The 22,371-nt window shown below is 71.9% G+C and carries 22 protein-coding genes; 12 read left to right on the top strand and 10 right to left on the bottom strand.

Going from position 1 to position 22,371, the window contains the following annotated elements:
• The first annotated feature begins 25 nt into the window (after positions 1–25).
• On the top strand, positions 26–211 hold the full coding sequence (locus ACFC1X_RS22695; RefSeq protein WP_355835515.1) for a hypothetical protein: 186 nt from the start codon (positions 26–28) through the stop codon (positions 209–211).
• 9 nt (positions 212–220) lie between these two features.
• On the opposite strand, the gene ACFC1X_RS22690 is transcribed toward ACFC1X_RS22695, so the two are convergent.
• From ACFC1X_RS22690 to ACFC1X_RS22680, 3 genes are all read right to left on the bottom strand, one after another.
• Positions 221–2,086, bottom strand: a complete 1,866-nt coding sequence (locus ACFC1X_RS22690; RefSeq protein ID WP_376356624.1) for an ABC transporter ATP-binding protein — start codon at positions 2,084–2,086, stop codon at positions 221–223.
• A 346-nt stretch (positions 2,087–2,432) separates the two neighbouring features.
• Entirely contained in the window at positions 2,433–2,873 is a 441-nt protein-coding gene (locus tag ACFC1X_RS22685; protein ID WP_376356330.1) for a hypothetical protein, read from the bottom strand.
• Positions 2,864–3,526, bottom strand: a complete 663-nt coding sequence (locus tag ACFC1X_RS22680) for an ATP-binding protein (RefSeq protein WP_376356328.1) — start codon at positions 3,524–3,526, stop codon at positions 2,864–2,866. The genes ACFC1X_RS22685 and ACFC1X_RS22680 overlap by 10 nt, the downstream gene beginning before the upstream one ends.
• A 271-nt stretch (positions 3,527–3,797) precedes the next feature.
• Here ACFC1X_RS22680 and ACFC1X_RS22675 point away from each other — a divergent pair, with 271 nt between their 5' ends.
• On the top strand, positions 3,798–4,658 hold the full coding sequence (locus ACFC1X_RS22675) for a helix-turn-helix transcriptional regulator (protein WP_122615049.1): 861 nt from the start codon (positions 3,798–3,800) through the stop codon (positions 4,656–4,658).
• The gene (locus ACFC1X_RS22670) at positions 4,659–4,934 is read left to right on the top strand and encodes a DUF397 domain-containing protein (protein ID WP_161330137.1); all 276 of its coding nucleotides are present in this window, start codon (positions 4,659–4,661) and stop codon (positions 4,932–4,934) included.
• Positions 4,935–5,031: 97 nt separating this feature from the next.
• On the opposite strand, the gene ACFC1X_RS22665 is transcribed toward ACFC1X_RS22670, so the two are convergent.
• Both ACFC1X_RS22665 and ACFC1X_RS22660 read right to left on the bottom strand, forming a co-directional pair.
• Positions 5,032–6,522, bottom strand: coding sequence for a glutamate synthase subunit beta (locus tag ACFC1X_RS22665; protein WP_376356326.1), 1,491 nt, complete (start codon positions 6,520–6,522; stop codon positions 5,032–5,034).
• Positions 6,523–6,700: 178 nt separating this feature from the next.
• Positions 6,701–7,180, bottom strand: a complete 480-nt coding sequence (locus ACFC1X_RS22660) for a DUF1772 domain-containing protein (RefSeq protein ID WP_376356324.1) — start codon at positions 7,178–7,180, stop codon at positions 6,701–6,703.
• Between the two features lie 163 nt (positions 7,181–7,343).
• Between ACFC1X_RS22660 and ACFC1X_RS22655 the strand changes: the two genes are divergently transcribed.
• Together ACFC1X_RS22655 and ACFC1X_RS22650 are read left to right on the top strand one after the other, a co-directional pair.
• Positions 7,344–7,976, top strand: a complete 633-nt coding sequence (locus ACFC1X_RS22655) for a uridine kinase (RefSeq protein WP_376356322.1) — start codon at positions 7,344–7,346, stop codon at positions 7,974–7,976.
• Between the two features lie 66 nt (positions 7,977–8,042).
• The gene (locus ACFC1X_RS22650; protein ID WP_376356320.1) at positions 8,043–8,486 is read left to right on the top strand and encodes a PPOX class F420-dependent oxidoreductase; all 444 of its coding nucleotides are present in this window, start codon (positions 8,043–8,045) and stop codon (positions 8,484–8,486) included.
• 32 nt (positions 8,487–8,518) lie between these two features.
• Here the strand turns inward: ACFC1X_RS22650 and ACFC1X_RS22645 are convergent, their stop codons facing one another.
• A complete protein-coding gene (locus tag ACFC1X_RS22645) occupies positions 8,519–9,646 on the bottom strand; it encodes a magnesium and cobalt transport protein CorA (protein ID WP_376356318.1) in 1,128 nt (375 codons plus the stop codon).
• Between the two features lie 247 nt (positions 9,647–9,893).
• On the opposite strand from ACFC1X_RS22645, the gene ACFC1X_RS22640 reads away from it, so the two are divergent.
• On the top strand, positions 9,894–10,688 hold the full coding sequence (locus ACFC1X_RS22640) for a methyltransferase (RefSeq protein WP_376356317.1): 795 nt from the start codon (positions 9,894–9,896) through the stop codon (positions 10,686–10,688).
• Between the two features lie 84 nt (positions 10,689–10,772).
• Here ACFC1X_RS22640 and ACFC1X_RS22635 read toward each other — a convergent pair whose 3' ends face one another.
• Together ACFC1X_RS22635 and ACFC1X_RS22630 are read right to left on the bottom strand one after the other, a co-directional pair.
• Positions 10,773–11,690 carry a carbohydrate kinase family protein gene (locus ACFC1X_RS22635; protein WP_376356315.1) on the bottom strand — a complete coding sequence of 306 codons (918 nt, stop codon included), beginning with the start codon at positions 11,688–11,690 and terminating at the stop codon, positions 10,773–10,775.
• Entirely contained in the window at positions 11,687–12,595 is a 909-nt protein-coding gene (locus ACFC1X_RS22630) for a pseudouridine-5'-phosphate glycosidase (RefSeq protein ID WP_376356313.1), read from the bottom strand. The genes ACFC1X_RS22635 and ACFC1X_RS22630 overlap by 4 nt, the downstream gene beginning before the upstream one ends.
• A 120-nt stretch (positions 12,596–12,715) precedes the next feature.
• On the opposite strand from ACFC1X_RS22630, the gene ACFC1X_RS22625 reads away from it, so the two are divergent.
• Entirely contained in the window at positions 12,716–13,144 is a 429-nt protein-coding gene (locus ACFC1X_RS22625; protein WP_376356311.1) for a VOC family protein, read from the top strand.
• Positions 13,145–13,177: 33 nt separating this feature from the next.
• On the opposite strand, the gene ACFC1X_RS22620 is transcribed toward ACFC1X_RS22625, so the two are convergent.
• Together ACFC1X_RS22620 and ACFC1X_RS22615 are read right to left on the bottom strand one after the other, a co-directional pair.
• The gene (locus tag ACFC1X_RS22620) at positions 13,178–13,732 is read right to left on the bottom strand and encodes a methylated-DNA--[protein]-cysteine S-methyltransferase (RefSeq protein ID WP_376356309.1); all 555 of its coding nucleotides are present in this window, start codon (positions 13,730–13,732) and stop codon (positions 13,178–13,180) included.
• A gap of 79 nt (positions 13,733–13,811) precedes the next feature.
• Positions 13,812–14,705: a glycerophosphodiester phosphodiesterase gene (locus ACFC1X_RS22615; RefSeq protein WP_376356307.1), complete on the bottom strand. Its 894-nt coding sequence runs from the start codon at positions 14,703–14,705 to the stop codon at positions 13,812–13,814.
• Positions 14,706–14,995: 290 nt separating this feature from the next.
• On the opposite strand from ACFC1X_RS22615, the gene ACFC1X_RS22610 reads away from it, so the two are divergent.
• From ACFC1X_RS22610 to ACFC1X_RS22590, 5 genes are all read left to right on the top strand, one after another.
• On the top strand, positions 14,996–15,874 hold the full coding sequence (locus ACFC1X_RS22610) for an MHYT domain-containing protein (protein WP_376356305.1): 879 nt from the start codon (positions 14,996–14,998) through the stop codon (positions 15,872–15,874).
• 40 nt (positions 15,875–15,914) lie between these two features.
• Positions 15,915–18,056: an excinuclease ABC subunit UvrB gene (uvrB, locus tag ACFC1X_RS22605; protein WP_376356303.1), complete on the top strand. Its 2,142-nt coding sequence runs from the start codon at positions 15,915–15,917 to the stop codon at positions 18,054–18,056.
• 141 nt (positions 18,057–18,197) lie between these two features.
• On the top strand, positions 18,198–18,776 hold the full coding sequence (locus tag ACFC1X_RS22600) for a TerD family protein (RefSeq protein WP_376356301.1): 579 nt from the start codon (positions 18,198–18,200) through the stop codon (positions 18,774–18,776).
• Between the two features lie 125 nt (positions 18,777–18,901).
• Complete coding sequence (locus ACFC1X_RS22595) at positions 18,902–20,941, top strand: TerD family protein (RefSeq protein WP_376356299.1); 2,040 nt, start codon at positions 18,902–18,904, stop codon at positions 20,939–20,941.
• Between the two features lie 256 nt (positions 20,942–21,197).
• Positions 21,198–22,196 carry a TerC family protein gene (locus tag ACFC1X_RS22590; protein WP_376356297.1) on the top strand — a complete coding sequence of 333 codons (999 nt, stop codon included), beginning with the start codon at positions 21,198–21,200 and terminating at the stop codon, positions 22,194–22,196.
• The last annotated feature ends 175 nt before the right edge of the window (positions 22,197–22,371 follow it).

Genomic DNA, 22,371 nt, shown 5'->3' with positions numbered 1-22,371 from the left:
GTACAGCGCGACATGGAGGTGCGGAGTGAACGGGCGAACAGTGCTCGAACGCTTTCCCGCAGGTGGACCGCGAGGATCCTGGCCGGCGGAGGAGTTCGCACAGGCACGGCGGCTGGAGGGCCAGCCCGCCGAAGTGGTCATGGACCTCGCCACGGACATGTTCCTGGTCGTGGTGCGCGGCGCCGTCGCCGCGAGTGACGCGGCGGCCTGACGCCCCCGGTCAGCCCGCCTCCGGGGCCGGTACCGGCGCCTTCGTGAACTGTTCCGCCTGGAGCGAGTACAGCTCCGCGTAGACCCCGCCGGTGGCCAGCAGCTCGTCCGGGGTCCCGGACTCCACCAGCCTGCCCTGGTCGAGGACGTGCACCAGGTCCGCGTGGCGCACGGAGGCCAGCCGGTGGGTGATCAGGACGACGGTCTGTCCGCTGCCGGCCAGGGCGCGGATCTTCTCGAAGACCTCCAGCTCGGCGCGGGCGTCCAGGGCCGCCGTCGGTTCGTCGACGATGAGGATGCGGCCCTGCCGGTACGCCGCGCGCGCGATCCCCACCCGCTGCCACTGGCCGCCGGACAGCTCGTGCCCCCCGCTGAAATTGCGGGCCAGCAGGGTGTCCAGGCCGCGCGGCAGATCCGCGACCACGTCCTCGGCGCCCGCCTCGGCGACCGCGTCGGCCACCCGCTCGTCGCCCAGCGGCACGGAGGAGCGGCCCACGGCGACGTTCACCCGCGCGGTGAACGGCCAGCGCTTGAAGTCCTGGGCCACCATCGCGACCCGTTCGGCGAGCGCGTGCCGGTCCGCCGTCGCCGCGTCGACACCGTCCCAGGTGACGCGGCCCCGGTCCGGTGTGTAGAGGCCGGCGAGCAGCTTGACCAGTGTGGTCTTGCCCGAGCCGTTCTCGCCGACGAGGGCCACGATCCGGCCCAGCGGCAGGGAGAGCGTCACGTCGTCGAGCGCCGGGCGGGTCGCGTCGCCCGGATAACTGAACGTGACGTGCTCGAAGCGGATCTCCTTGGGGGCCTCGGGGAGCGCCGCGCCGCCCAGCGGGATGGCCCGCTCGGCCGCCTCCACGTGCAGCCGGTCCAGGTCGCCGACGAAGAGTGCCTCCTCGTGGAGCGCGTTGACCTCGACGACCAGGGTGCCGAGGCTCTGCGAGCCGGTGCGGATGGCGATCACCGCGGTGCCCGCCACGGACAGGGCCATCGCGCCGCCCAGCAGCAGCCCGCCGAGGGTCGCGTACGTCGCCGCCGTCGCCACGCCCGTCCAGGCCGACGCGATCAGCCCCGTACGGGCCGCCAGCCGGGCCAGCCTGGCCTGCTCGGCCTCCGCGGTCTCCGCCATCGCGCGGAAGTGCCGCAGCAGGAACGGGCCCACCGAGTGCACCCGGATCTCGGGGGCCGCGGCCGGTTCGATCAGCAGACTGCCCAGCAGCCGCCCCGCCCGCTCGTGCTGCACCCAGGCGTGGAAGGACTCGTACCGGCGACGGGCCAGGGTCAGCGCGCTCCAGGCGCTCGGCAGCGTCATCGTCACCAGCAGCGGCAGCAGCGCCGGGTGCAGCACGGTCAGGACTCCGGCCGCCGCGATCAGCGAGATCATCGCGTTTACCACGCGGGTGCCGTACGAGATCATGCGCCGCGCGGAGGCCGCGCCGTACTGGGCGGTGTCCAGGAGCTTGTGGAAGGCGTGGTCCTCGATCGCGGACAGCTCCACGGCCGCCGCCCGCTCCAGATACCGCTCGGTGGCCACCCGCTCGACCTTCGGCTCCAGCCGCCCGGTCGCGTACGTCGACGCCGCCCGCAGCAGTGCCGCGACCAGCATCACCGCCGCCACCGTGACCAGTGCGGGGACGGTCCCGCGAAGGCGCTCCTCGATCGGACCGGCGGCCATCAGCCCGGCCAGCGCGCTGTTGACGGCGAGGAGACTGACCGCCTGCGCCAGGCCCCGGCCCACCTCGGCCGCGAGCACCGTCCGCGCCGCCCGCGGGTCGGCCTGCCGGGCGAGCCGGAGGCTGGACGCCAGCAGGGACGGCAGCCGGGTCAGCATCGCGCGGAAGCCCAGCTCGAGGAACGCGTCGGCGTGCTGGTTCCAGCCCATGTCGTAGCGCAGGGGGCCGCCGAAGAGCAGCCGCTCCGACTCCGACACCCCGGCAGGTTCCGTGCCGCCCTTCCTGCGCACCGTCGGCCTCCCCCGATCGTGGACGGACGGCCACTATCGCGGGGCGGGACGCCAGGGGGCAGGGCGCGGGAGGGGGAGGGCGGAGCGCGCGGGCGCACGCCGGACCCGGCGGAGCCGGAAGGGGGCGCGCGGGGCGAAGCGGCCGGATCCCGGAGCGGTTCGTGCGGGCGTGCGGGCGTGCGGGCGTGCGGGGCGGGCTGGGGCCGGGGAGGAGGGAGTGTGGTGGGCCGGCGGAGCGTGGTGGGCCGAAAGGGCGCGGTGGGGCCTACGCGCTCACCGGCCGGGACCAGGTGGGCGTCGTGTTCGTCAGCCTGCACAGCGCCAGGTAGAGCGGGATGGGCGGGGTGTACGGAACCGTGCCGTCCGGGCGGTGGATGAGGCCGGGGACGCCCGGGGCGTCGGGGACGACCGCTCCGGTGGCGTACCGCGCGGGCGCGGGCCACTCCAGGGCGTAGTCGGAGTCGGACGGAACGATCCACCACCAGTGCGTCTCATCGGCGTAGATGCACCCGACGCGCGGCAGCCGCGGCAGCACCTGTTGGGCGAGGTCGGCGGGTACCGCCACCGCGTCGCAGCCCAGCGGGACCGTCATGCCGTCCGGCACGGGGAGTCGCAGGGGTGTCCCGGGGGCGCGTCGTCCGCGCTGGAGGCGGACCATCGTGTCCAGACCGAGCGGTCGGATGCCGGATGCGGCCCTCACAGCCATTCGGTCCCCGTTCCGCGCCATTCGGTGCCCGTACCGCGGGGCGACTCCCGACGGTGGCCCTCCGCCTCGCCCTCGTCGCCCGTGTCGTCGGCCGGGCCGGGCTTCGGGCGGGCGCCCCAGCCGAGGTCGTTGCGGGGCTCCGACGGGTCGCGCGGGGTGTCGGCCTTGCGCGGCAGCTCCGCCCAGACCAGGAGGCCGGGGCCGTGCTCGTGGGCGCCCCACGCGTCGCACAGGGCGTCGACGAGGAGCAGTCCTCTGCCGTGTTCGTCCTCGGGCTGCTGATCGTCCGCGGGGTGGGGCTGGCCGGGGGCGCAGCCCTCGTCGCGCACGGCTATGCGGACCAGTTCGTCGCCGTCGTGCAGCTCGCAGACTATGTGTCTGCTCGCGGTGTGCACGATCGCGTTGGTCACCAGCTCGGAGACGACCAGGGCCGCGGTGTCGCAGGTGTCCTCGCACACCGACCAGCCGTTCAGCCGAGCCCGGGTCAGGCGTCTCGCCTGCGCGGGGGAACTCGGATGTGCGGCCAGTTCGAAACGGAACCGGCGCTCGGCGGCTGCGGTCCCCGAAGGGCCGGCTCCCATGGCGGCACCGAGGCCCAGGGAGCCCGCGGTGGCGTCTGTTCCTAAGGGCGCGGACGGAATCACGCTTGCCACTATCGCCCCGCCGTGAACACTTGGCAAGTGTCACTCTGAAAAATGCAGAGTGCTGTGTGACGTTCTGGACGGCCGTGGCACACTGCTCGCAACAGCACGTCGAGCGGCGCCACTTCAGTCCGTCGAAGGCCTGTACGGGTTTTCGAACAGGTCTTCGGATGGCGCCGCCGGGCTGTCTGCACCAGGCACGGGCGCCGGGGCACAGCACTCGGGCACAGGCGCCAGGGCACAGGGACGCAAGGACTCTTCGGGACTCTTCAGGAGGTGGGCGGTGAGTGAGCCGCGGTCCGCGCCGACGGTCGGCCAGGTCGTACTCGGCCGGCGCCTGCTGGACCTGCGGGAACGCGCGGGCCTCAAGCGTGAGGAAGCCGCCCGCATCCTGCGTGTCGCCCCCGCCACCGTCCGCCGGATGGAGATGGCCGAGGTCGCCCTCAAGATCCCGTACCTCCAGCTCCTGCTGAAGGCGTACGGCGTCGGGGACGAGGAGGCCGAAGCCTTCGTGCGACTGGCCGAGGACGCCAACAAGCCGGGGTGGTGGCAGCGCTTCCACGACATCCTGCCCGGCTGGTTCTCGCTGTACGTCAGCCTGGAGGGCGCCGCCGCCCTGATCCGCTCCTACGAGCCGCACTTCGTCCCCGGCGTGCTCCAGACCGAGGACTACGCGCGTGGCGTGCTGCGCTCGGGGGCCATCGGGCAGACCAGGCCCGACGACATCGAGCGCCACGTCGACCTGCGCATGCAACGCCAGGAACTGCTCACCCGCAAGGACGCGCCCCGGCTGTGGGTCGTGATGGACGAGACCGCGCTGCGCCGCCCCGTCGGGGGCCCGGAGGTGATGCGTGCCCAGATCGACAGGCTGCTCGAGGCCACGAAGCTGCCCAACGTGACGCTGCAGGTCGCCCCGTTCTCCAACGGGCCGCACCCCGGCACCTACGGGCCCTTCGTGCTGTTCCGATTCGCCATGCCGGAACTGCCGGACATGGTCTACAGCGAGTACCTGACAGGCGCCGTCTATCTGGACGCGCGCGCCGAGGTGGCAACCCATCTCGAGGTCATGGACCGCATGGCGGCGCAGGCCGCCACGGCACACCGCACGAAGGAGATCCTCCGGGATCTCCGCAAGGAGCTGTGAATGAACCGCATCAAACCCCAGCGCTCGCCACGGACCCGCGGTGAGCGGATCTACAACGGCATGCCCGCCGGTGAGCTGGGCAGCGAGGGCTGGCACAAGCCGTGGAGCGGCGGCAACGGAGGCAACTGCCTGGAGGCCATGAAGCTCGCCGACGGCCGGATCGCGGTCCGGCAGTCCACCGACCCGGAGGGGCCGGCGCTGATCTACACCTCCGCGGAGATGACGGCCTTCATCGAGGGAGCGAAGGCGGGAGAGGCGGACTTCCTGCTGTCCTGAGACGCGTGTCTTGTTTCTTGTTGTTCTTAAGCTTGTTGGCACTGACCTGACCTGACCTGACCTGATTGCCTCTCGCGGCCCGTCTCCGGCGGGCCGGTCAGACCCTCATCGGCCGGTCGTAGGGCCCCACGGGGGCGGGGAGCCGAGTGCGGCCGCCGGACAGGTGGCGGTCGACGGCCGCCGCCACCGCCCGTCCCTCCGCGATCGCCCACACGATGAGCGACTGCCCGCGCGCCGCGTCCCCCGCGGCGAACACCCCCGGGACGCCGGTCGCGAAGTCCCGGTCCCGGGCGATCGTGCCCCGGGACTCCAACTTCAGCCCCAGCCCGTCGACCAGCCCGTCCTCCCGGTCGGGCCCCGAGAAACCGAGGGCGAGCAGGACCAGGTCCACGGGGAGCGTGCGCTCGGTACCGGGCAGCGGGCGGCGCCCCGCGTCCACGCCGACCAGGCGCAGCGACCGCACATGCCCCTCGTCGTCCCCGGTGAAGCGGAGCGTGGACGCCGCGAACAGCCGCGCGTCCGCGTCCGCCGCCGGCGCGGACCGCAGATCGCGTGCCTCCTCGTGCGCCGCCGACAGCCGGTAGAGCCGCGGATAGACCGGCCAGGGCTCCGCCTCCTCGTCCCTTTCCGCGCCCGGCTGCGCGTAGATGTCCAGCTGGGTCACGGACGCGGCCCGGTCCCGCACCGCCGTGCCCAGACAGTCCGCGCCGGTGTCGCCACCGCCGACGATGACCACGTGCTTCCCCGCCGCGGACAGCGGGGAGCGCTCCAGATCTCCCTCGCACACCCGGTTGGCCAGCGGCAGGTACTCCATCGCCTGGTGGATCCCCGCCAGCTCCCGCCCGGGCACGGACAGCTCGCGCCAGGCGGTCGCCCCAGCGGCGACCACCACGGCGTCGTAACGGCTCCGCAGCTCCGCCGCTCCCACGTCCCGGCCGACCGCGGTCGACGTCCGGAACTTCGTCCCCTCCGCCCGCATCTGCTCGATGCGCCGCTCCAGGTGCCGCTTCTCCATCTTGAACGCGGGGATGCCGTACCGCATCAGCCCCCCGATCCGGTCGTCCCGTTCGAACACCGCCACCGTGTGCCCCGCCCGGGTCAGTTGCTGCGCCGCCGCGAGACCGGCGGGTCCCGAGCCGATCACCGCCACCGTCTTCCCGGAGAGCCGGTCCGGCGGCCGTGGCGGGGTGAAGCCCTCCTCCCAGGCGCGGTCGGCGATCGCGCACTCGACGTTCTTGATGGTCACGGCCGGCTGGTTGATGGCGAGGACGCAGCCCGCCTCGCACGGCGCGGGGCACAACCGGCCGGTGAACTCGGGGAAGTTGTTCGTGGCGTGCAGCCGCTCGCTCGCCGCCCGCCAGTCCGACCGGGACACCAGGTCGTTCCAGTCCGGGATCAGGTTGCCCAGCGGACAGGCCTCGTGGCAGAAGGGGACGCCGCAGTCCATGCAGCGGTCGGCCTGCGCGCTGACGATCGGCAGCAGCGCGCCCGGGACGTACACCTCGTCCCAGTCCTGAACCCGCTCCTCGGCCGGCCTGCGGGGCCACTCCTCGCGGGGGGTCGTCAGGAAACCCTTCGGATCGGCCATGGCCCTCTCCCTTGCGTGCGGGGTGGCTGGCCGTGCGGCGCTCTGCGTTCGGGGCGGCGCTCTGCGTTCGGGGCGGCGCTCTTGCGCCCCACGATACGTCCGGCCCGCCTCGGACGCAGAGCGCCGCACGCCCTTCCCGCCCCCGGCCGCGCCCCGCGCGGCGGCGGCGCCCGCTCCCTCAGCGCAGGGCGAGCACGTAGGCCACCGCCGCCGCGGCCGAGGCGATCGTCCGGACGTGGTTCCACGCCGTCCACTCGCGCACGTACGCCGTCCACCGGTCGTCCGCCTGCGCGGAGCCCGGCTCCACTTCGAGCAGGGCGGTGTTGCGCGGCACATTGGCGGCCGCGGTCACCCCGAACGACCCGATCAGATACAGCGCGCTGCCCAGCAGCAGCTCGACCGCGGCCTCCTCCGGCCACAGCACGAACGTCACCACGGCGATCACCGCGGCCAGCACCGCCGTCCCGAGGAACACCGCCATGAAGGGCGGCCGCACCGCGGCCTTGTTGATCGAGTTCATCGCGGCGACCCCCTGAGCCGGCGGCAGCGCGGCCAGCCCCCGCATGACGAAGGTCGAGAAGGCGCAGAACACCCCGGCCGTCAGACCGGCCCCGAGCACACCCAGCACCGTCAGCACGAAGTACGGTCCGTCGATCATGTCGTGTCAACTCCCACCCGTCGAGCAGTCGCCCGCCCGGCGCCGTCCGCCGTCGGTCACCCCAAGTCAACCGCCGCGCGAGGGCGGTGACCATGGCCGACCCGCGCCCGCCCATGCGCGAGCGTCCACGCGGGCGCACCGGCGAGTGACGCATCATGGGCGGGTGCGACTGGAAGCGATCACCTGGGACCGGCTCGGCGACCGGCTCGCCGAGCGCCTGCTCGACCTCGAACCCGCGGACGGCAGCGCCTGGACCCGCGTCGCCCTCGACGGCGCCCCGGCCGCCCGCCCCGGCGACCTCGCCGAACGCGTCTCCGAGGCGCTGCGTGTCCGGGGCCGACCCTCCCTCGTCGTCGGGACGGAGGGCTTCCTGCGCCCCGCCTCGCTGCGCCTGGAGTACGGGCACCGGGACACCGAGTCCTACTACAACGGCTGGTACGACATCGGTGCCCTGTGGCGCGAGGTCTTCGACCCCCTCGGGCCCGAGGGAAACGGGCGAGCCCTGCCCGACCTGTGGGACCCCGTCACCGACCGCGCCACCCGCAGTCCCCGTGTCCAACTCCCTCCCGGCGGTGTGCTGCTGCTGCACGGCCCGTTCCTGCTGCGTCACTGGTTCCCCCTCGATCTGAGCGTCCATCTCGTCCTCACCCCCGGAGCGCTGCGCCGCCGGACCGCGGAGACCGAGCAGTGGACCCTGCCCGCCTTCGAGCGCTACGACGAGGAGACCGACCCCGCCGGCACCGCCGACGTCCTGGTGCGGGCCGACGATCCACGGCATCCCGCGTGGAGCGGCTGACCGGTTCGGGGCGTCAGTTCTCCCGATACGCTTTTATATGCGTGTGCATGTAACTAGGCTGTCGGCATGACCACTCACTCCGGCGATGCCGCCGTCACCACCGACGCCCGCGACTCCGCCCCCTCCTTCGACGAGCCGGTCCGCGCCCTCCTGGACGGCAAGAACTTCGCCTCGGTCGCCACGCTCGGCCCCGACGGCGCCCCGCAGAACTCCGTGGTCTGGATCAAACGCGAGGGCGACACGGTGCTCTTCTCCTCCGTGGACGGACGGCAGAAGGTGCGCAACCTCCACCGGGATCCGCGCCTCAGCCTGTCGGTCTACGACCTCGCCAACCCGTACACCTCGGTGGAGATCCGCGGCACCGCCGAGATCGTCCCCGACGAAGGGAAGAGACTTCCGCGCGACCTCTCGCACAAGTACCTCGGCATCGACCCGCCTGCGGAGAAGGACGAGGAGACCCGTGTGATCATCCGCGTCGTGCCGCGGAAGATCGTGAGCTTCTCGGCCTGAACCGCCCGGTGCCCGAACCGCCCACTCCGCCCTCAGAGCCAGCCGTTGCGCCGGAAGCCGCGGTGCAGTGCCAGGCAGGCGACGGCTATCACCCCGATGACCAGGCCGTAGCCGTACCGCCAGCGCAGCTCGGGCATGTGGTCGAAGTTCATGCCGTACACCCCGCAGACCATCGTGGGGACGGCGACGATCGCGGCCCAGGCGGTGATCTTCCGCATGTCCTCGTTCTGCGCGACCGTCACGCGGGCGAGGTGCGCCTGGAGGATGGAGTTGAGCAGCTCGTCGAACGCCGCGATCTGCTCGGTGGCCCGCAGCAGGTGGTCGGAGACGTCACGGAAGTACGCCTGTATCTCCTGGTCGACCACGCGGAAGGGCCGTGTGGCCAGCTCCTCCAGCGGCCGGCTGAGCGGTACCACGGCCCGCCTCAGTTCGAGCAGTTCACGCTTGAGCTGGTAGATCCGCCCCGGGTCGACCCGCGCGCCGTTCTCCGCGAACACCTCCGTCTCCACATGGTCGACGTCCGCCTGGACCGAGTCGATGACGGTCAGGAAGTCGTCCACCACGTGGTCCGCGATCGCGTGCAGCACCGCCGACGGCCCCTTGGCGAGCTGCGCGGGTTCGGACTCCAGCTCCTCGCGCAGCGGACCCAGGGAGCCGTGCCGTCCGTGGCGCACGGTGATCACGAAGTCCTGGCCGACGAACACCATGATCTCGCCGGTGCTCACCACCTCGCTGGTGGCCGTCAGCTCCTCGTGCTCCACGTAGCAGACGGTCTTGAAGACGGCGAAGAGCGTCTCGCCGTACCGCTCCACCTTCGGCCGCTGGTGGGCCTCGATCGCGTCCTCCACCGCCAGCGGGTGCAGATCGAACAGCTCCGCGACGCCGGCGAACTCCTGGTCCGTCGGCTCGTGCAGGCCGAGCCAGACGAATCCCGCTCCGCGCCTGCGCATCCTGGCCACGACGTCGACCGGATCGCCGCCCTCGGGGGTGCGGACACCGTCCCGGTAGGTCACGCAGTTCACCACCGAGGAACCCAGCGGGGAGCGGGCCGGGTGGCTCAGGTCCACCCGCCGTCGACGGCGGCCCAGCTGTGCCACCTTGCGCAGGCCGCCGACCTTTCCCAGGCCGGTGACCTTGCGCAGATTCCCTGCCATGGTCATCCGAATCTCCTCGTGTGGGTCCCCTCGCGCCGTGCTTCCCGCGCCTTGGCAGGCCAGTTTGCCAGTCCTGCGCGAACGCCGTTCGGGCCTGTGGAAACGGAGCATTCCGCTTCCTTCCCGGCTGTGGACGAACCGTGGACGAACCGTCGGCCGCACACCGCCGGAGCCGCCCCGGCAGGCCGTCCGGGGCCCTCGCGCCGGAGCGTCGCCCCCTTCCGGCAAGCCGGACAACTGGGATGATCGCAGCATGACGCGAACCGACGGATACCTCCTCGACAACCGGCAGGCCGAGGCTGCGGAGCGCTTCGACGCCTTCGCCAAGCTCTTCGACCCCACCACGTTCCGGCACCTCGAAACGCTGGGCGTCGGACCCGGCTGGCGCTGCTGGGAGGTCGGGGCCGGCGGAACCTCCGTGGTGTCGTGGCTGGCCAAGAAGGTCGGGCCGACCGGCAGGGTCCTCGCGACGGACATCGACACCTCGCGGGTCGCTCCGGCCGGGCGCCCGCCGGTCGAGGTGCGCGTGCACGACGTGGGCGCGCAGGAACCGCCGGGGGAGGGGTTCGACCTGGTGCACGCGAGGCTGGTGCTCGTCCACGTCCCGGACCGGGAGCAGGCGTTGCGGTCGATGGTCAAGGCCCTGCGCCCCGGTGGCCGCCTCCTCGTCGAGGACGCCGATCCCGCCCTGCAGCCCCTGCTCTGCCCCGACGAGCACGGCCCCGAGCAGCAACTGGCGAACCGCCTCCGGCAGGGTTTCCGCCAGCTGCTGTCCCGCCGCGGCGCCGACCTCTCCTACGGCCGCCGGCTGCCGCGTCTGCTCCGGGAGGCCGGACTGCGCCGCGTGGAGGCCGACGCCTACTTCCCGGTCACCTCGCCCGCGTGCGCCGCCCTGGAGTCGGCGACCGTCCGCCAGATCCGCGACGAGCTGGTCAGCGGGGGAGTGGCCACCCACGACGACATCGACCGGCATCTCGCCAACGTCGCGTCCGGCAGCATGGACCTGGCGACGGCCCCGATGATCTCGGCGTGGGGACGCAAGGCGTAAGGAGCACGTACCGGCGGCGCCGCCGCCCCGCCCCTCATCGGCTTGGTCCGTCCCGTCAGCCCCCACGGCCCGTCGGCCCAGGTGTCAGCCGGCCGCCCGCGGAGGTCTCCCGCCCACCCGTTCGACCGCCGTCGCTCCCGCCCGGCACCCCGCGGCCGCCGCCTCCTCGGGCGTCGCGCCCGCGAGCAGCTCGGCGAGGAACGCGCCGGTGAAGGCGTCACCGGCGCCCGTACTGTCCCGCGGCGAAGCAGGAGCTGCGGGGACCCGGGCGCACACGGCACCGGCCCGGGCCACCAGGGCCCCCTCCGCCCCCTGCTTGGCGATCACCAGCGGAACGTGCCGGCTCAGCTTCGCCGCCGCGTCCGCGGCGTCGGGCAGCCCGGTCAGCAGGCACGCCTCGTCGCGGCTCGGCAGCAGGACGTCCACCCCCTCGACGAGACCCAGGAAACGGTCGACGCCCAGCCCGGCGAGGAACCCCGCCGAGGCCGGGTCCAGGCTGACCGGCACCCCGCGCGCGCGTGCCGCGGCCAGGGCGACCGACACCAGAGCGCGGCTCGGTTCCGCGAACAGGAGGTAGCCCGACAGATGCAGCCGGGCGACGCCGTCGAGCAGCGCGTCCGACCAGTCGTCCGGCCCGATCCGCAGCGAAGCCCCGCTGTCCGTGAGGAAGGTCCGCTCGGCCGAGTCGCCCGTGTCGACCAGGCAGATCACCGTCCCCGTCGGCGCCGACGGGTCGACCACCAGCAGCGGACGCACCCCACAGGCCGTCAGCTCCCGCTCGTGCCAGCCGGCCGCGTCGGCGCCGACCCGGCCCAGCAGCCGGACCTCCCCGTACCCCGCCCAGGCCGCCCAGCAGGCCACGTTGGCACCCGCACCGCCGGGCAGCCGACGGATCGAGGCGGCCGTGTCCGTACCGGCGGCCAGCGGCCCCCGGTGGCGGGCGACCACGTCCGTGACGACGTCGCCGACGACCAGCAACGCCCCGTCCGGCCGCACGGTCATGCCCGGGCCCAGGCCGTCGCGATACGGGCCGCCAGCCGTACGTTTCCGCGCACCGCCGCCAGATTGGCGCTCAGCGAGGCGCCGTCGGTGTGGCGCACCAAGTGGTCGAGGAGAAACGGTGTGACCGCCTGCCCCGTCACCCCCTCCGCCTCGCACGCGCGCAGCGCGTCGGCCAGCACGCGTGCGTGCAGCGCGGGATCGAGCTGCTCCTCCTCGGGGACCGGGTTGGCGACCACGAACGCGGACCGCGGCCCGTCGAGCGCGTCCTGCGCCCGCATGACCGCCGCCACCTGCTCGGGGCTGTCCAGCGTCCAGTCCACCGGGTGCCCGGAGTCGGACAGGTAGAAGCCGGGGAAGCGGGCCGTGCCGTAGCCCGCCACCGAGACGCCGAGCGTCTCCAGCCGTTGCAGGGTCGCCGGTACGTCCAGGATGGACTTCACCCCCGCGCACACCACCGTGATCCGGGTGCGTGCCAGCAGGCCCAGGTCGGCCGACTCGTCCTGCGTCACCGTCCACTCCCGGTGCACGCCGCCCAGCCCACCGGTCGCGAAGACCCGTACGCCTGCCAGGGCCGCCAGCAGGGCGGTCGCCGACACGGTGGTCGCGCCGCTCGCTCCGGCCGCCACCGCGAGCGGCAGGTCTCGGTGGCCCAGCTTGCGGATGCCGTCCTCGTTGGCGACCCGCTCCAGCTGCTCCTTGTCGAGGCCCACATGAGGCCGCCCGTCCAGGACGGCGATCGTCGCGGGGACGGCGCCCTCCTGACGCACCGTCTCCTCCAGCTCGCGGGCCACCAGGAGATTGCGCGGGCGCGGCAGCCCGTGCGCGATGATCGTGGACTCCAGGGCCACCACGGGCTCACGCGCGTCGATCGCGGCCCGTACCTCTTCCGACACCACCAGCATCACGCGCCTGCCTCCTGTCCGACGGTCTCCCTCATCCCTGGCGGGCGGGGGACCGGGCCAAACCCCCGATGTGATCGCACCGGGCTCTTGCGGGTCCCGGGGGAGGGCACCAGCCTGGGAACCATGACGGACAACACGACACGTCTCGACCACGTGGTGCTCTGGGTCCGCGACCCGGTCGCCGCGGCCGGGTTCTACGAGAAGAACCTGGGGCTGGAGCCCCTGCGCCTCACCGAGTACGCCGCGGGGACCGTGAGTTTCCCTTCCGTGCGGCTCAACGAAGAGACCATCCTCGATCTCGCCCCGCACTCCCTCGCACCACGCATGCGGGTCGTCCCCGGCGCCGACGAGAGCGCGGGGCATCCCGTCAACCACATCTGCCTGTCCCTGCCCGCGCACGACTTCGACGCACTGCGCGCCCGCCTGGAAGAGCAGTCCGTCCCGGTCTCGGAGCTCTCCCACGACTCCTACGGCGCCCGCGGCATGGCCCGGCGCAGCTTCTACTTCGGCGACCCGGACGGCAACATCATCGAGGCCCGGCACTACGACTAGCTCCGCCCGCCACCGGCATCGCGGGGTCGGCGCTCAGAACAGCGGCTCGGGCAGCACGCCCTCCAGCGCGAGCAACCGCCGCTTGGTCTCCACCCCGCCGCCGAACCCGCCGATGCCCCCGTCGCTCTCCACCACCCGGTGGCAGGGCACGACGACCGGCAGCGGATTGGCACCCATGGCCATGCCGACCGCCTGGGCCGCGCCCGGCTGGCCCACCCGGCCGGCCAGGTCGCCGTACCCGACGACCGAGCCGTAGGGGACGCCGGAGGCCAGCTCGCGCAGTACCTCCCGGTTGAAGCCCGAGATCAGCGACCAGTCCAGCGGCAGGTCGAAGTCCTGCCTGGCCCCGGCGAAGTACGCCGCCACCTGGTGTATCGCCTCGGCCAGCAGCGGGGAGCCGGGCGCCTCGACGGGCTCCGTGCCCAGCCGGGCCGCGAGCCGTTCGAGCGCCTGGTCGCGGGCGGCGTCGGTGGCGTGGAACACGACGTTGACCAGGCCGTCGGGGGTGGCGGCCAGCAACAGCGGGCCGATGTCGGTGCCGACGACGGTCCACACGACCCGCTGCTCGTACTGCCCATGGCTGTCCATGCGCCCACGGTACGGCCGGCCACTGACAATGCCCGGGACAGCGGCCTGCGCGGCCGGCCCGTCCCGGGCACGAACAGGGTCAGCGTGCGGACGAGTCCGCGTCCTCGCCGACGGCGTCCCGCACCACGTCCGGCTTGTTGGTGATGATGCCGTCGACGCCGTACCCCGCCACCCGCCGGGCGGCGGCAGCGGTGTCCACCGTCCAGGTGAAGACCTCCATCCGCTTGCCGTGCGGCCCCTTGAACGCCTGCACCGAGGACACGTAGGCCATGGAGAGGGAGCCGTGCGAGGGATTGATCTGGTCGGTGAACTCGGCGTACTCGGGCAGGTCCGACACGAGAGGCGTGCCGAGGAAGCCCGTCTTGACGGCCGGCTTGAGCTCGTGGACCGTCCGGATGCTGTCCGCGCTGAAGCTCTGCACCACCAGCCGGCCGGCCACATGGCGGCGGTCGAGCCAGCCCTCGTTGGCGAGCACCTTGAGGGTCTGCTGCTCGATGCCCGGGTACAGGCCGGGGCTCTTCAGCTCCAGCAGCAGCTTCTGGTGATTGTGCTCCACACGGTCCACGTACTGCTTCAGCGTCGGCACGCGCGCGTCCGCGTACTTGGACCCGAACCAGCTCCCCGCGTCCAGCCGCGCGATCTCCGCGGCGGTGAAGTCCTTCACCTTCCAGGGGGACCGGTCGGGGAAGACCTCCTCCACGTCGGTGGTACGCCGCAGGTTGTCGTCGTGCATGACGACGAGTTCGCCGTCCTTGGTGCGCTGGACGTCGTTCTCCACCCAGCGGATGCCCAGATCGGCCGCCTTGTCGACGGCGGCCAGCGTGTTCTCCGGCGCGTAGGCGGAAGCGCCCCGGTGCGCGACGACCGTGGGCCCGTCGTCGCCGGCCCCGGTGTCCCGGGCGTGCGAGAGGGGGGCCGTCAGGGCGACTCCCAGAAGCGCGGTGGTCGTGACGGCAACTGTGCCCACGTGCATGCGTACTCCTCGCATCGAGCGATCACGGACAGCTCCACTGTGACACCGGAGAGTCAACGGAAGAGGGGTACAGAATGGCCACTGGCTGAATGGAGTTGCTCAACTACGCTCACCAGGGCGGCACAAGTGGGGCGAGGCCGTGATTCTTTGCCGGAGAATCGTTCGACCATTCCGGTGGACGTCATACTCTCTGCCTCGGCCCCGGTCGTTCGCTCAGGCCCGCGAGAGGGTGCACATCAGGAGAATCCGGGACTCCACCGGGGCGTAAGAAGGCGGAAGGGCAGCCGCAGATGCAAGGCACGGTCGACGGATTCAACTACGGACTCGTCACACCGCTGGTGGCCTACCTCATGGCGTGCCTCGGCGGTGCCCTCGGTCTGCGCTGCACCACAAGGGCCATGCTGGTCACCCGTTCCTGGCGCCCCGGGTGGCTCGCCCTGGGCTCGGCGGCGATCGGCTCCGGCATCTGGACCATGCACTTCATCGCGATGATGGGGTTCACGATCGAACACACGCCGATCCGCTACGACTGGCTGATGACCTTCGCCAGCCTGGCCGTCGCCGTCGTCATGGTGGGGATCGGGATCTTCATCGTCGGCTACCGCGGCGCCCGCGGGACCGCCCTGTTCACCGGCGGCACCATCACCGGCCTGGGGATCGCCTCCATGCACTACCTGGGTATGGCCGGGATGCACCTGGACGGACAGCTGACCTACAACACGTTCACCGTGTCCGCGTCCGTCGTCATCGCCATGGCCGCCGCCACCGCCTCACTGTGGGCGGCCGGACAGGTCCGGGGCTTCCTGTGGAGCGTGGGCGCCGCCCTGATCATGGGGCTGGCCGTCACCGGCATGCACTACACGGGCATGGCCGCCCTCGACGTCCATGTCAGCGGCACGTCCGAGCCCAGCGTCGGAGGATCGCCCGCCGAGCTCCTCGCCCCGATGCTGATCGGGCCCCTCGCCTTCCTCGTCCTGGCCGGCGTCGTCGTCCTGCTCGACCCGCTGATGGTCATGGGTAGGCCCGCCGCGCACCCCGTCGAGCGGAAGCCCGGCATCCCCGCCCACACCGAGGTCCCGCGCACGGTCCGCCATCCGGCCCACCACCCCGCCCGCCACCTGCGCCGCCCCCTCGTCCACCGGCGCTCCCGCACCCCGCAGAACCGCTGATCCGGACCCGTTGTCAGTGGGGGGTCGTACGGTGGAACCCATGCGGCCCGTTTCCCAGATCGAACGCACGGTGGCGCCCTTCGAGGTCGTCAGCCCCTACCAGCCGAACGGCGACCAGCCGGCGGCCATCGCCGAGCTGGCCCGGCGAGTCGAAGCAGGTGAGAAGGACGTCGTCCTGCTCGGCGCGACCGGCACCGGCAAGTCCGCCACCACCGCGTGGATGATCGAGAAGCTCCAGCGGCCCACCCTGGTCATGGCGCCGAACAAGACCCTGGCCGCCCAGCTGGCGAACGAGTTCCGCGAACTGCTGCCGAACAACGCCGTCGAGTACTTCGTCTCGTACTACGACTACTACCAGCCCGAGGCCTACGTCCCCCAGTCGGACACCTACATCGAGAAGGACTCCTCGATCAACGAGGAGGTGGAGCGGCTGCGGCACTCCGCGACCAACTCACTGCTCACCCGCCGCGACGTCGTCGTGGTCGCCTCCGTCTCCTGCATCTACGGTCTGGGCACCCCCCAGGAGTACGTGGACCGCATGGTCCCCCTCCGGGTCGGTGAGGAACACGACCGGGACGAGCTGCTGCGCCGCTTCGTCGACATCCAGTACACGCGCAACGACATGGCCTTCGCCCGCGGCACCTTCCGCGTGCGCGGCGACACCATCGAGATCTTCCCGGTCTACGAGGAGCTCGCCGTCCGCATCGAGATGTTCGGTGACGAGATCGAGGCCCTGTCCACCCTCCACCCGGTCACCGGCGAGATCATCAGCGACGACCAGCAGCTGTACGTCTTCCCCGCCTCCCACTACGTCGCGGGCCCCGAGCGCTTGGAGCGGGCGGCCAACGACATCGAGAAGGAGCTGGCCGAGCGCCTGACCGAGCTGGAGAAGCAGGGAAAGCTCCTGGAGGCCCAGCGACTGCGGATGCGTACGACGTACGACCTCGAGATGCTCCGCCAGATCGGCAGCTGCTCCGGGGTGGAGAACTACTCGATGCACTTCGACGGCCGCCTCCCCGGCTCCCCGCCGAACACGCTCCTTGACTACTTCCCGGACGACTTCCTGCTCGTCATCGACGAGTCGCACGTCACCGTGCCGCAGATCGGCGCCATGTACGAGGGCGACGCCTCCCGCAAGCGCACCCTGGTCGACCACGGCTTCCGGCTGCCCTCCGCGCTCGACAACCGCCCGCTGAAGTGGGAGGAGTTCCAGGGGCGTATCGGACAGACCGTCTACCTGTCCGCGACCCCGGGCGCCTACGAGCTCTCCCGCTCGGACGGCGCCGTGGAGCAGATCATCCGCCCCACCGGCCTCGTCGACCCGGAGGTCGTCGTCAAGTCCACCGAGGGCCAGATCGACGACCTGGTGCACGAGATCCGCAAGCGGACCGAGAAGGACGAGCGCGTCCTGGTCACCACCCTCACCAAGAAGATGGCCGAGGACCTCACCGACTACTTCCTGGAACTGGGCATCCAGGTCCGCTACCTGCACAGCGACGTCGACACCCTGCGCCGCGTCGAACTGCTGCGTGAACTGCGCGCCGGTGAGTACGACGTCCTGGTCGGCATCAACCTGCTGCGGGAGGGCCTCGACCTGCCCGAGGTCTCCCTGGTGGCGATCCTCGACGCCGACAAGGAGGGCTTCCTGCGCTCCGGCACCTCGCTGATCCAGACCATCGGCCGCGCGGCGCGCAATGTCTCCGGCCAGGTCCACATGTACGCCGACAAGATCACGCCGGCGATGGAGAAGGCGATCGACGAGACCAACCGCCGCCGCGAGAAGCAGGTCGCGTTCAACAAGGCGAACGGCATCGACCCGCAGCCGCTCCGCAAGAAGATCAACGACATCGTCGCGCAGATCGCCCGCGAGGACGTCGACACCGAGCAGCTGCTCGGCTCCGGCTACCGCCAGGTGAAGGAGGGGAAGGGCGCCAAGGCACCCGTGCCCTCCCTCGGCGGCCAGGCGGCAGGTGCGAAACCGGCCAAGGGCAGGGGCAAGAGCAAGGAGACGGTCCCGACCGACCGTCCCGCCGCGGAGCTGGCCGAACAGATCGAGGAACTGACCAACCGCATGCGGGCGGCCGCCGCCGACCTCCAGTTCGAGATCGCGGCCAGGCTGCGCGACGAGGTCTCCGAGATGAAGAAGGAACTGCGTCAGATGAAGGAGGCGGGCCTGGCCTGAGCCCCCGACCGGGCACGGGCTGTGTTGCAAGACCGACACAAAGTGCGGACCGGGGTGGGGCACTGTCAGTGCCCCTGCGTAGGGTTCAGGTCAACCGCGGGCTCCGCGGCAACAGGGGACAGTTCGAGAGGGGATCAGCGCGTGACCGTCAACATGACCAAGGGTCAGGCCATCAGTCTGCAGAAGAACGACGGCGGCAGCCTGACGTCGGTGCGCATGGGTCTCGGCTGGCAGGCGGCTCCCCGGCGCGGCCTGTTCGGCTCCCGCACCCGGGAGATCGACCTGGACGCCTCCGCGGTCCTCTTCGCGGACAAGCAGCCGGTCGACGTCGTCTTCTTCCGCCACCTGGTGAGCGACGACGGCTCGGTGCGCCACACCGGGGACAACCTGGTCGGCGGTGTCGGCCAGGGCGGCGACGACGAGGCGATCCTCGTCGACCTCCAGCGCATCCCGGTCCACATCGACCAGATCGTCTTCACCGTGAACTCGTTCACCGGCCAGACCTTCCAGGAAGTGCAGAACGCGTTCTGCCGCCTGGTCGACGAGACCAACGGCCAGGAACTCGCCCGCTACACGCTGGCCGGCGGTGGCGCCTACACGGCGCAGATCATGGCCAAGGTGCACCGGGTGGGCCAGGGCTGGTCGATGACCGCCATCGGTACCCCGGCCAACGGCCGCACCTTCCAGGACCTGATGCCGGCGATCCTGCCGGTCCTCTGACGAGCGACGAAGCCGGAATGCCGGTCCCGCGAGGGGCCGGCCGAACACCCCGTCCCGCGAGCGGGACGGACGAGCGCCGCACGGCACATCACGAGTGACGCACGAGTGACACGGGGGGACAGGCGATGACGGCCGAGCTGACGCGGGGACAGAACCACCCGCTTCCCCGGACCCGTCTGGAGATCCGGGTCTCGGCCGGCACGCCGATCGTGGCCGGAGCCACGCTCGGTGACGAGAAGGGCGCGGTCCACGGGGTCGAGTGGGTGGCCCACCCGGGTACCCCCACCCTGCCGGGCCTGGAGGTCTCCCGGCAGGCGGCCGCCGACCACCGCCTCGCGGTGGACCTGGACGCGCTCCCGGACACCGTGCACCGCGTGAGCGTGCTGCTCGCTCTGCCCGCCGGCGGGCAGGGCCCGGTCCGTTTCGGGGCCGTCGCCGCACCTTTCGTGGCGGTCACGGACCTCGACGGCGACGAAGTCGCCAGCTACACCGTCACCGGCCTGGACCGCGAGTCCGCGGTCGTCGCCCTGGAGCTCTACCGGCGCCAGGGCGGGTGGAAGGTGCGCGCCGTCGGCCAGGGCTACGCGGGCGGCCTCGCCGAACTGCTCACCGACCAGAACCTGCCCCAGGCCCACCAGCTCGCCGGGACCATCCACGAGGCGGTGGCGCGCGGACTGGCCCGTTCGGTGCCGGCCCCTCCGGCCCGCGCCGCGGACGCCGACCGCCCCCGGCAGGCCGCCGCCCCGGCGCACGGTCCGGACCACGGCGGCGCACCCCAGGGCACTCCCGGCCCGGTACCGCCGGTGTCCCCGTACGACGGCCAGAGCCCCGCCGGGCCGCAGACGCCCGGCGGGCCGGGACAGCAAGGGACGCAGCAGCCGTACCGGGGCGGCCAGGGCGACCCCGCACCGGCCGGTCAGGCGGCCACGCCCACCGGCGGCGGCCCGATCGACTACAGCCACCCGCGCCGCCAGAACGCTGCCCCGCCTCCGCCCCCGCCGGCCGCGCCCCCGGCCGAACCCGGCCGGCCCGCCCGGCCCGTCGCCGGTGACGCCACCGGCTGGTCCATGGAGGAGCGGCTCTACAACCAGGTGTGGGGCATGTTCGAGGACCTGTCCCGCACCACGGCCGCGTACCGCAGCGCCGTCGACTTCGCCGACTCGCGCATGGAGAAGGAACTCGACCAGGCCCTCTCCGACCCGCGCAGCCGGATCGGCGGGCAGGGAGACGCCGCCCGCGAGGCGGCACGCGCCCGGCACGACCAGTTGGTGTCCCAGGCCAGGGAGGTCCTGGACCGGGACGTCGCCCAGCTGGTCGCCGAGGCCGAGGTCGTCGAGCCCGCCCTGCCCGCGGCGTTCGCGCGCTGGGACAACCCGGTCTGGCACGCCTACCGCGTCCCCATGGAGATACCGATGGCCCTGCGGCTGGGCGATCTCCATCTGCCGGAGGCCGACCGCATACGGATCCCGCTGCTGATGCGGCTGCCGCTGGAGCGCGGTCTGTGGATCGACAGCGGGCGCTCCGCCTCGCTCGACGGTTCGGTCGCGGACTCCCACGAGACGCGGCGGCTCGGCCTGGAGACGGCGGTCGCGCACGCGGCCCGGCTGCTCGCCGTGTACCCGGCTGGCGAGTTCACCGTGCACGTCATCGACCCGGCCGGATCCGGTGCGCAGCCTCTGGCACCCCTCGTGCAGACCGGGGTGCTCGCCGCTCCGCCCGCCCTCGGCGCGGCGGGGGCGGCGGACGTTCTCGCCCGCCTCACTCAGCGCGTCGACCTGGTGCAGATGGCGTTGCGTGGCGGTGCTCCCGACGCGCTGCCGCCCGGTGTCGACACCTCCCAGCAACTCCTGATCGTCAACGACTTCCCGCACGGATTCGACGACCGGGCGGTGAACCAGCTGCGCTACCTCGCCGACGAGGGGCCGGCCGTCGGCGTCCACCTGATGATGGTCGCCGACCGAGAGGAGTCCGCGGGGTACGGGCCGCTGCTGGACCCGCTGTGGCGGTCGCTGCTCCGGCTGACTCCGGTGCCCGACGACCACCTCGCCGACCCCTGGGTCGGGCATGCCTGGACGTATGAACCGGCGCTCGTGCCGCCCGGCAGCCAGGTGCTCCAGCAGGTCCTCACTCAGGTCGCGGCGGCCCGCCGTTCGTGGGGCGGGTAAACGCCTCCGAGCTGGGCTTTTGAGCGTAATTTGCAAATCTCTTTACCTTCCCTTGGGGAATGGGGTACTGTCGTCCGTACGGAGGGGAGTACTCCCTGTCTGTGCGGCGACCCCGTCAATACGGATCAGGCCAGATCCCGGGGCGTCGGCCCGTGGGTTCCGCGGACGCATCGCGCGTTCCGGACACCCGGGGTGGAAGAGACCTCCGGCAGCGACGACGCTGACATTTGCCGTGTGACGCACTGCCGGAGGCGTAGTGGAAGTTTCTGTGACCCTGTGGGTCCTGACCATCGTGGGCCTCGCGGCCCTCATCGCGGTCGATTTCTTCATCGGCCGCAAGCCGCACGACGTATCGATCAAGGAAGCGGGGATCTGGACGGTCGTCTGGATCGCCCTGGCGGGCCTCTTCGGAGTCGGCCTGCTCATCTTCGGCGGCGGCCAGCCCGCCGGCGAGTTCTTCGCGGGCTTCATCACCGAGAAGTCCCTCAGCGTGGACAACCTGTTCGTCTTCGTCCTGATCATGGCGAAGTTCGCGGTGCCCTCGCAGTACCAGCAGCGAGTGCTGCTCATCGGTGTCCTCATAGCCCTGGTCCTCAGGGCGATCTTCATCGCCGCGGGCGCCGCGATCCTCGCCAGCTTCGCGTGGGTCTTCTACATCTTCGGTGCCTTCCTGATCTGGACCGCCTGGAAGCTCATCCAGGAGGCCCGGGCCGACGAGGAGGACGAGGAGTTCGAGGAGAACAAGCTCCTCAAGGCCGCCGAGCGCCGCTTCGGTGTCGCCGACCGATACCACGGCACCAAGCTGTGGATCGAGGAGAACGGCAAGCGGATCATGACCCCGATGCTGGTCGTGATGCTCGCGATCGGCACCACCGACGTGCTCTTCGCGCTCGACTCCATCCCGGCGATCTTCGGTCTGACCCAGGACCCGTACATCGTGTTCACGGCCAACGCGTTCGCCCTGATGGGCCTGCGCCAGCTGTACTTCCTCATCGGCGGTCTGCTGAAGAAGCTGGTCCACCTCTCGTACGGCCTGTCGGTCATCCTGGGCTTCATCGGCGTCAAGCTGGTGCTGCACGCCCTGCACGAGTCCGGGGTCCACGTCCCCGAGATCAGCATCCCGGTCTCGCTAGGCGTGATCTGCTCCGTCCTGATCATCACCACGATCACCAGCCTGCGGGCCTCCAAGAAGCAGGCCGAGGCGGAAGCGGTGGCCGGGAGCGACGACGCCAAGAAGGACAGCGTCGAAGCCTGACCGGACACGGTCCGATCCCCAGTCGGTCGTAGGCCGGTCGTAGGCGACCACCACCGGGAGCGGGGGGGGGGGGGGGGGGGCCCCCCCCCGAAAGCTGGGCCCGCCCCCGGGACAAGCAAAAGGGGTTCCCGCCCCCCAGACACCGAAGCCCCCACGAACAACGAAACCCCGCGGG

This window comes from Streptomyces sp. NPDC056128 (genome assembly GCF_042263835.1).
Lineage (GTDB): Bacteria > Actinomycetota > Actinomycetes > Streptomycetales > Streptomycetaceae > Streptomyces.
Note: the sequence above shows the minus strand (reverse complement) of the source record. Positions and strands in the feature narration are given on the sequence as shown.